9 protein-coding genes and 1 pseudogene are annotated in these 8,391 nt (G+C 69.4%); 3 read left to right on the top strand and 7 right to left on the bottom strand.

Translation table 11 applies throughout. From position 1 onward, the window contains the following. Nucleotides 1-190 (bottom strand): annotated as a pseudogene (locus tag AC5LUJ_RS21725) (NAD-dependent epimerase); the annotation flags it as partial. 483 nt (nt 191-673) lie between these two features. Here AC5LUJ_RS21725 and AC5LUJ_RS21720 point away from each other — a divergent pair. Next, nucleotides 674-2,671 carry a DNA/RNA non-specific endonuclease gene (locus tag AC5LUJ_RS21720; protein ID WP_493465630.1) on the top strand — a complete coding sequence of 666 codons (1,998 nt, stop codon included), beginning with the start codon at nt 674-676 and terminating at the stop codon, nt 2,669-2,671. 184 nt (nt 2,672-2,855) lie between these two features. Here AC5LUJ_RS21720 and AC5LUJ_RS21715 read toward each other — a convergent pair whose 3' ends face one another. From AC5LUJ_RS21715 to AC5LUJ_RS21690, 6 genes are all read right to left on the bottom strand, one after another. Further along, nucleotides 2,856-3,014 carry a hypothetical protein gene (locus tag AC5LUJ_RS21715; protein ID WP_493465629.1) on the bottom strand — a complete coding sequence of 53 codons (159 nt, stop codon included), beginning with the start codon at nt 3,012-3,014 and terminating at the stop codon, nt 2,856-2,858. A 96-nt stretch (nt 3,015-3,110) separates the two neighbouring features. Then, entirely contained in the window at nt 3,111-3,767 is a 657-nt protein-coding gene (locus tag AC5LUJ_RS21710; RefSeq protein ID WP_493465628.1) for a GmrSD restriction endonuclease domain-containing protein, read from the bottom strand. A gap of 262 nt (nt 3,768-4,029) precedes the next feature. Then, nucleotides 4,030-4,374, bottom strand: coding sequence for a hypothetical protein (locus AC5LUJ_RS21705; RefSeq protein ID WP_493465627.1), 345 nt, complete (start codon nt 4,372-4,374; stop codon nt 4,030-4,032). Beyond that, a complete protein-coding gene (locus AC5LUJ_RS21700) occupies nt 4,371-4,619 on the bottom strand; it encodes a hypothetical protein (RefSeq protein WP_493465626.1) in 249 nt (82 codons plus the stop codon). The genes AC5LUJ_RS21705 and AC5LUJ_RS21700 overlap by 4 nt, the downstream gene beginning before the upstream one ends. A 347-nt stretch (nt 4,620-4,966) precedes the next feature. After that, nucleotides 4,967-5,257, bottom strand: coding sequence for a hypothetical protein (locus AC5LUJ_RS21695; protein WP_493465625.1), 291 nt, complete (start codon nt 5,255-5,257; stop codon nt 4,967-4,969). Nucleotides 5,258-5,711: 454 nt separating this feature from the next. Further along, nucleotides 5,712-6,281: a hypothetical protein gene (locus AC5LUJ_RS21690; protein WP_493465624.1), complete on the bottom strand. Its 570-nt coding sequence runs from the start codon at nt 6,279-6,281 to the stop codon at nt 5,712-5,714. 247 nt (nt 6,282-6,528) lie between these two features. Between AC5LUJ_RS21690 and AC5LUJ_RS21685 the strand changes: the two genes are divergently transcribed. Further along, entirely contained in the window at nt 6,529-7,404 is an 876-nt protein-coding gene (locus tag AC5LUJ_RS21685; RefSeq protein ID WP_493465623.1) for a Sco1979 family transcriptional regulator, read from the top strand. Continuing rightward, the gene (locus AC5LUJ_RS21680; RefSeq protein WP_493465622.1) at nt 7,401-7,637 is read left to right on the top strand and encodes a DUF397 domain-containing protein; all 237 of its coding nucleotides are present in this window, start codon (nt 7,401-7,403) and stop codon (nt 7,635-7,637) included. Before AC5LUJ_RS21685 ends, AC5LUJ_RS21680 begins: the two co-directional genes overlap by 4 nt. Nucleotides 7,638-8,391 lie beyond the last annotated feature (754 nt).

Below are 8,391 nucleotides of genomic sequence, written 5' to 3'. Positions count from 1 at the left end.
AACGGCCGTGCTCGGCGAGCGCGGCCAGGTCACGCCCGCTCGTCCTGTCCCCGGTCACGGCAACCGCCCCCGTCGGCGGAGGACCGGAATGCCCTCGGGTGAACGTGGTCACCGCCCAGCCCCGTGCGAGTGCGTCGGCCGCCACCGCCTTGCCGAGGAACCACGTGCCACCAAGCAGAAGAACACGCACCCTCCGATGCTGCCGCACGCAAGCCCCTACAGGCCAGGACGAATCGCCCTACAACCAAGATTGGTGCGGGAGCGGCACACATATACACCTATCTGCAGATGGTCCGCCACAGTCAGGTGGGCGAAGCCTTCGCCCGTGCCGCCGCACGCCACGACATTCGCACCATGATCCAATTCTGAACCGGCATCCACGGCCGGAGTCTCCCAGCACATCACGCTCCGGCCACGAACGTCTTCCGCACCTCCCCGCGACGCCTTCGAACCGCGCACGATGTTCCCGCCTACCCTCCAGCAACGGGCGGCCGGATTGGCTTGCCAGGCAGTCACGACCGCGGCTGCCTGGCGCCCGCCCCACACGCTCACGGGGTGGCTACCGCATCCCGCCGCCAACCGGTCACACTGAGAGAGAACCGGGCGGGCGCTGACAGACCTACGGGCTGCCGACCCCGCCGACAGCCGTGTGGAGCGTCAAGGGGGGATCGTCATGGATCCGGTCGGGGCTGTCACTCCCGAACGGCAGGAGGCCGTCGCCACCCGGGTGGCCAGGCGGACCGGGCAGCGCCGCGGAACGATCGACACCCTGCGCCAGCCAGGCGGGATCGCCCGGGCTGACGAGCCGGCGCGGGTCGCCTCCCGGATCGACCGGCTCAGCCGCCACCACCCGGACGTCCGGCCGGTCAACCCGGCGGCGATTGTCACCGGGGAACCAGCCGCGGTGGCCGCCGCGGGCGCGATCCTCGAACGGATCATCCAGGTCAACGACCTCCTCGGCGTGGGCTACCTGGAAGGCGGGGTGGCCGCCGCCCGGGCCGTCGGCCGGATCAACATCCGCGACAACCGGGGCCGGCTGCTCGGCTACGGCACCGGCTCGCTGGTCTCCCCGGAGCTGCTGCTGACCAACCAGCACGTCCTGCCCGACGCGGCCACCGCGGCCTTCAGCAGCGTCGAGTTCGACTACCAGGACGGGGTCGACGGCCGGCCGCTGCCGCTGCAGGGTTTCGCGCTGGACCCGCGCCGGTTCTTCCTCGCCGATGAGGGGCTGGACTTCGCCCTGGTCGCGGTGCAGGCAACCCCGGCGCAGCTGGCCGCGTTCGGGTGCAACCGGCTGGTGGAGGCCGAGGGCAAGGCCATCATCGGGGACTTCGTCACGATCATCCAGCATCCGCGGGGGGAGAAGAAGCAGGTCGCGTTGCGGGAAAACCGGATCGTGGACCTCCTCGACCGCTACCTGCACTACGAAACCGACACCGAACCCGGCTCGTCGGGCTCCCCGGTCTTCAACGACCAGTGGGAGATCGTCGCCCTGCACCACGCCGGCGTCCCGGCACCCGCCGGCGGCGAACTCGGCAGCATTATCAACGAGGGCATCCGGGTCAGCCGGCTGGCCGCGTTCCTGCGCGGCCACCACCTGCCCCCGGCCCAGCAGACGCTGCTCGACCGGCTGTTCACCGACCCGACCGGCCAGGCCACACCACCGGCGCCCCGCCCCGCCGTGCCGGCGGCATCCCCGCCCGTCGGCAATGTACGGCCGTCGGTGGCCTTGACGGTCCCGTTCGACATCCGGCTGCGCGCCGACCTGCTCAGCTCCGACCAGCCGGCGGCGGGCGAGGCGATCCGGATCGACCCGGACTACGCCAGCCGCCGCGGCTACGACCCCGCCTTCCTCGGTGACGGCCATCGGGTGCCGCTGCCCACCCTGCCCGCCGAGCTGCTGCCGCTGGCGGCGGTCAACCGGCGCGCCGCCGACGGGGACCCGGCCTATGTGCTGCCCTACCACCACTTCAGCGTCGTGCTCAACCGGCAGCGGCGGCTGGCGTTCTTCACCGCGGTCAACATCGACGGCAACGCCAGTTTCCGGCTGCGCCGGGAACCGGACCGCTGGGCGTTCGACCCGCGGGTGCCGGCCGACGAGCAGACCGGGGAGGAGGTCTACCGGGACAACCCGCTGGACCGCGGCCACCTCGTCCGCCGGCTCGACCCGGCCTGGGGCGCCTCCCGGACGGTCGCCAAGCTGGCCAACGACGACACCTTCCACTTCACCAACTGCACCCCGCAGCACGCCGACTTCAACCAGAACCAGACCACCTGGGCCGGCCTGGAGGACTACATCCTGGAGAACGCCGACACCCACGACCTGAGGGTCAGCGTGTTCACCGGTCCGGTGCTCAGCCCGGACGACGAGCCGTACCGGGGGGTGCAGTTGCCCCGGCAGTTCTGGAAAGTCGTTGTGATGGTTAAGGACGGCGGCGGGCTGTCGGCTACCGCCTACCTGCTCAGCCAGGAAAGCCTGCTCGACGGGCTGGAGGTCGCCCCGGAAGCCTTTTCCTACGGCGCCTACAAGACCTACCAGGTGCCGGTGCGGCGGATCGAGGCGCTGACCCGGCTGTCGTTCGACGCGGCTGCCGCGGCCGACCCGCTGGACCGCAGGGAGGCGGCGGTCGGCGCCCGGGAGATTGTTCATCCGCAGCAGATCGTTCTGTGACGGGGCCGGTTGCACCCACGGAGCTCTTGGTCGGGCATGGCGCGTAGGTGCATCGACGCCCCGCCCATGTGCCGGTTCCGAGTCTCCGTCGGCGACGGTGAGGGATCTCTTCGCCCTGCGGGCTCGCCTGGTTCCCCGGCGCGCGGGGAACCAGGCGAGGGCGTTGCTCGATGAGCGGAGCCGTTCAGCCGTGGGAGCGGGGGAGCACGGTCACCAGAAGCCCAGGTACCGCCTGATGATCACGCGGGCCGTGCAGGCGGGTCCGGCCGCCGGTGCGGGTGTTCCAGGTCGGGGCTCCGGCGTAGCGCACCCACGCGACGGCCTCGCCGTCGGTGCAGATCATGCGCAGTTCGGGCGCACCGGTGATCGTGCCGACCTCGTCGGTCCACCCCCGTCCGGTGGGGCGGTGAGCAGGGACTGGAATTCCATCATGATCTTGTCATGAGGAGCAGGTGTTCAGCATGCTCTGCAACGCGGACTTCTCGCTGGACTGCAGTTTCAGCCCCCAGTGGTACTTGGACCGGATCCACATCTTCGAGTAGGTGCACCGGTAGCCGGAGAGCGGCGGCTGCCAGGTGGAGGGGTCCTGGTCACCCTTGGCCTGGTTGACGTTGTCGGTGACCGCGATCAGCTGCGGGTAGCTCAGGTCGTTGGCAAAACTCTGCCGTTTGCTGGTGGTCCAGCTGCTGGCCCCGGACCGCCAGGCCTCGGCCAACGGCACCACGTGGTCGATGTCGACGTCGGCCGGGCTGTACCAGGTGGCACCGTCGTACGGGCTGTACCAGGAGCCGGAGGTCGGGTAGCAGTTGCTGCCGACCGTCACGTTCGTGCCGTCGCGCTTGAGGACGGTTTCCCGGGTGTCACAGGTCCCGGAAATGATGATCCAATGGGGGAACAGGTCCCGGGAGTAACCGGTCATGCTGCCCTCGGCGGCCACGGTCAGCGCGTTGAGCTCGGCCTGCGCGGTCGCTTTACTCGGAATGTTGGGCGGGGTCGCCGACGCCGGGGTCGTCAGCACTGCCAGCGCGACGGCGGTCAGGGCCGCGCTGGCCAGGAGGGCCCAGCGGCGGCGCGAGGGGGCAAGGGAACGGAACACGGCTCTCCTCTTCGAGGCGGGGAAATGAGCCCATCAACCGTCCACGAAGAAGATGATTTTTCAGGTGTTGCTACCTGACCGGCGAGCAACACCAACCCGAAGATTTCGATCCGTCCGCCACCGGTTTGCCGTCCCGTCGATAGTTTGTCACCGGGTAGCGGCCCAGGAGGGGTTGTTCTCGCCGGAAAGCCATGGCCGGCAAGTTCCGCTTGCGGAAAAAGGTGAGGTCGAGGCGTGCATGCGGCTGTGGGGGAGTGTCAAGTTAACGGCTCTGGTGCACTTTCGGTGGTGACTGGCAGCGGTCCCGGCGCACGGTGACGAACGCGGCCTGGACCCGGTCGGCGCGGATCGCGCCGGTGGCGCGCAACGCCGCGGCGTAGTCAGCGAGGCGGGCGGCCAGCGGGTCGGTGGTCGTCTCCGGTGTGCTCACGCAGGCTCCTGACAGTGACGGGGAGCGCGCGTCGCTGTCGTCGGAAGTGTCACGGGAGTACGCCCCCTTCGTCAGGACGTCCAGGCCACCCAGGGTGGTCAGCTCCGGCGGCTCGTAGGGAACATCCCGTACAGGATCACGGTCTTTCTCGTCCGGCGTGCCGTGGATGCTGGTCACGGAAGCTCCTCGTAACGGTCGTGACGGGCGGGGTATGACGATATCCATGCCACGGAAACACACGCGTTTCTCTCGAAGGCCCAGGCGCGCCGGCCGACGAAGTCTTCCAAGGTGACGGGCTGCCGGACCTGTGGTTCGGCGGCAATGCGATGAAACCATGCGTGCGCGATGGCCCAGTCGGTGGTGACGAAACTCGCCACCACTTCCCGCTCGGCATCGAGGACGAGGAATGCCCCGGCGGTCACCGTCGGCGCGGCGCCTGGCCGGCCGGGTATGTGCGCAGGCCCGGCCATCATCGGGTTGTCACACCGCACCGGTCCGCGCCGGGCGGCCGCGATGCCACGTCGCGGCCCGTATCCGGGTAAAAGCAGCATTCCATATTGCGCTCACAGATGATTCGGTGCGCATCGTCGACTCCTGCATCACGACGTTTTCTGGCATACGAGGACAGCCCGCCGGTCGCCGCGTGCAAAGGATTTCTCCAGAATGTGGGCAGGCAGACGGGCTGCCTGCCCACACCCGGTCACCCCGCCGGCCCGGATCGTGTCAGCAGACCGGCGGGGGACGTCAGGGGGCAGACTGCTGTTGGCCGTCACGGCGGGTGATGGTTCACGGCGGGGTGGTCGCATCTGTCGCTTCTCGTGAACACCGTCCAGGTGACCATTTCGCAGGTGGTGAGGGTGACGTACCGGGTGATCCGCTGGGTTCTGTCCTCGACCTGTAGCGGCAGCATGACGTCCCCGCGGTGTGCGGTGTCGTGGGCCCAGGCGTGGGCGTGGTCCCAGTCGGTGAAAGCGGCGAGTTGTTCGCCGACACCGTCGAGGACGGCGTAGGCGCGGATCTCCCCTCGGACGGGGGTGGTTCCCTCTGCCGTCCCCGCCATGCTGTCCGCGGTGTTCTCGCCGTCGGCGGGGTGTCCCGGCCGCGGGGCGGGATGATCGGGGCGCGGGGACGCGCACGCGGACCTCGGTATGCGCGGTCGCGCGCCAGCAGGGCCGGTCGAGAGTTCTGCCCGTGGCAGTGGGTAGCCGGCCGTGTGACGCCCATCCGGCCCCGCCTGTTGTGCGTCGTCCTCGCTGGGCGGGGTGCGACGCGGGCGGGCCTGCGCGGTGCGGACGGCGGTCAGCATGGTCGGGTTCCTCCTGGTCGGAGCGGCATGGTCGGGGAGCGCCCGGAGCCGGTCACGGACCCGACGCAGAAGGACGAGATCGTCCACGACAGGGACGGGCCGGAGCGGGCCGAGCTGCGGCTGCCGGTGCGGCAGGAGAACGGGAAGGGGAGGGTGTGCGGCGGCCAGGGCGGCGCTGTCCCGGCCGCCGCACACACCCCCGGGTGGACTATCCATGGTCATGGCGGCGGCCGGCGTTGTCCGGGAGGGGTTGCCGTGGTCGAGGGAGCCTCCCGACCAGGGCTGGTGATGCCGGGTGGTCACCGGCCCGCAGGATGATCGTCCAGGCGTCGAGGGTGTCCAGGTCCGCGGTGATGGCCGCACGGACGGCCGGCACCGGGGACAGGTGGGCGGGAGTGGGTATCAGCACCGCGCAACCCCCGGCTCGACCGACGACGTCGAGAAGGGCTGTGAGCCCGGGGCGGAGGATCCGGACGGGGACTACGTCGCGGTCGACGTAGGTCTCCGCCAACGTCAGCCCCCCAGCGTGGGCGTAGGCGCTCATCAGGTCGTGCAGCCGGCCGATCTCGTTCTCGTCGTCGTGCTCTAAGCCGAGGTATCCGTAGCAGACCCGGCCGTCCCGTCCGGCCGGGCTTCCGCCGGTCGCGGCCCGACCCGTCGTATGTCCCCGGAGGGGGTGGCGGACCAGGGCCGGCCGGGGACGGCGCCGTGCCGGTAGCCCCTCGGCGGGGCGTGGTCGGACGCGCGGTGGGCTCCAACAGTCGAGTACCTGATACATGACGGATCGTCCCTGCTGATCGTGTGGCGGCTCGGGGGCTCGCGGCGACGCCCACGCGTAGGAATCACGGCGAGTGGCGTACATCAGCGGATGCGTGACAGGCGTCAGTGTTGTCCCGCTGGCCTCAAGATGCAAGGGGAAATCTGCAAAGAGCAGAACTCTTGTGGTGGTGTGCTCCTATGGCCGGTGGCGTGGCACACTGACGGCAGACAGGAGCGGTCGCACGCAGGACGGAAGGTGGTGGCGGATGGCAGCGGTCGATACCGGGCCGGTAGGCGGCCCCACTGTGCGGCGGATGATCCTGGGCCAGCGGCTCCAGGCGCTGCGCGAGGCCGCCGGACTGTCCCACGAGCAGGCCGGCCAGAAGATCGACATATCGCCGTGGACGATCCGGCGGATGGAAAACGCCTCCGTCAAGCTGAAACTCGCCAACGTCCAGGTCCTGCTCGGTCACTACGGCGTCACCGACCCCGACGAGGTCCAGGCGTTCCTCGCCCTGGTCCGGGAGGCGAACCAGCCCGGCTGGTGGCACCGTTACACCGACGTCCTGCCCGCCTGGTTCAAGGTCTACGTCGGCCTGGAAGAAGCCGCCACGCTCATCCGTGCCTACGAACCCCAGTCCGTCCCCGGCCTGCTGCAAACCCCCGACTACGCCCGTGCGCTCACCCGCGCCGGTTTCCCGGACGCCCCCGCCAGCGAACTCGACCGGCGGGTCGAGCTACGCCTGGCCCGCCAGGCCCTGCTGACCCGCTCCGACCCGCCGCACCTGTGGGCCGTCCTCGACGAAACCGTCCTGCGCCGCCCCGTCGGCGGCCCGACGGTGATGGCCGCCCAGCTCGACCGGCTCGCCGACGCGGCCACGTTCCCGCACGTCACCATCCAGATCATGCCGTTCGCCGCCGGGGCACACCCGGCGATGTACGGGCCGTTCCACCTCTTCCGCCTGCCCGCGGAACTCCCCGACATCGTCTACGTCGAAACCATGACCGCGGCCCACTACCTCGACAAACCCGACGACATCACCCCGTACCGGCACGCCCTCGACCACCTCGCCGCCCACGCCGCACCCTCCGAGGCCACCCCCGGTCTCCTCCACGACCTCGCCAAGGAGTTCCACCCATGACCAGCATCCACAACGGCATGTCCGCGGCCGACCTCGGAGCCGACGGCTGGCAGAAACCCTGGAGCGGCCCCAACGGCGGAAGCTGCCTCGAAGCCAAGAAACTCCCCGACGGCCGCGTCGCGCTCCGCCAGTCCACCGACCCGGCCAGCCCCGCCCTCATCCTCGAAACCCACGAAATCCGCGCATTCATCAACGGCGCGAAAGCCGGCCTCGCCGACAACCTCCTCAGCTAACCTCAGGATTTTCGTGCGTCATGCCCCCGCCCGGGAAACGGCCGAACGGCTCACCCGGTACACGGGACTGTCTCAAGATCGGTCGGGTAGCCGGGGGTGAGATCCCGAGATCCCTCCGGGCCACCCGACCGATCTTGAGACAGTCCCTAGACAAGATCGGTCGTCTCTACGAAGGGACGAAGCTGCTGTATTAACTGGACTGTCTCTCGTCGGTTCCGGGTGCCTGTTGCCGTTGTGGGCGGCTCGTGCGGAAATACTTGTCTTCCTCGGTGGGGTGGTGTCGGGTCAGAGTCGGGTGATCCGGCCTGGCGGGAGCGCCTTTGTTCGGTTGGTTGGGTTGCCCTTCATCGCGCTTTCGTGGATTCCGGGCCGGCTATCTCGGTTGCCGCTGCGGGCCCAGGAAGGTCCTGGGTCGGTAGCGCGTACATTCGTGTGGGTGTGACACGACCGGGGCCCTATGCGTGTCGTCCTGTGCCGGCCGGCGCGTGGTGAGGTTGGCCGGGGTGTACGTGTGCGCTCGGTGCCGACGGTGGGTTACTCTCTGCCTCGTCAAGGTTTCTTCGTCGAGATCGGCCCTGAGTCGTCGGTGGCAGCCTCTTTATCACTGAGCTGAACGGGTGCGCGTGCGACCTGAAGTGAGTGTGCGGTGGGCGCCGTTGTGCCGTTGGCTCGTGGTGGCCTGCCGCCGTGTCCGAACGCGGTTTTCGTCTGGCGTGCTCTGTCCCGTGCGCCCTATTGCCGATGTTTCCTTTCG

Source organism: Protofrankia sp. CiP1_Cm_nod3 (assembly GCF_982290655.1).
This window is presented reverse-complemented; position numbering and strand designations above follow the sequence as displayed.

Excerpts from the sequence above, each read along its gene's own strand:
- AC5LUJ_RS21695 (WP_493465625.1), bottom strand. The coding sequence starts at position 5,257 with ATGGCGGGGACGGCAGAGGGAACCACCCCCGTCCGAGGGGAGATCCGC.
- AC5LUJ_RS21680 (WP_493465622.1), top strand. The coding sequence starts at position 7,401 with ATGACCAGCATCCACAACGGCATGTCCGCGGCCGACCTCGGAGCCGAC.
- AC5LUJ_RS21690 (WP_493465624.1), bottom strand. The coding sequence starts at position 6,281 with ATGTATCAGGTACTCGACTGTTGGAGCCCACCGCGCGTCCGACCACGC.
- AC5LUJ_RS21720 (WP_493465630.1), top strand. The coding sequence starts at position 674 with ATGGATCCGGTCGGGGCTGTCACTCCCGAACGGCAGGAGGCCGTCGCC.
- AC5LUJ_RS21715 (WP_493465629.1), bottom strand. The coding sequence starts at position 3,014 with ATGATCTGCACCGACGGCGAGGCCGTCGCGTGGGTGCGCTACGCCGGA.
- AC5LUJ_RS21685 (WP_493465623.1), top strand. The coding sequence starts at position 6,529 with ATGGCAGCGGTCGATACCGGGCCGGTAGGCGGCCCCACTGTGCGGCGG.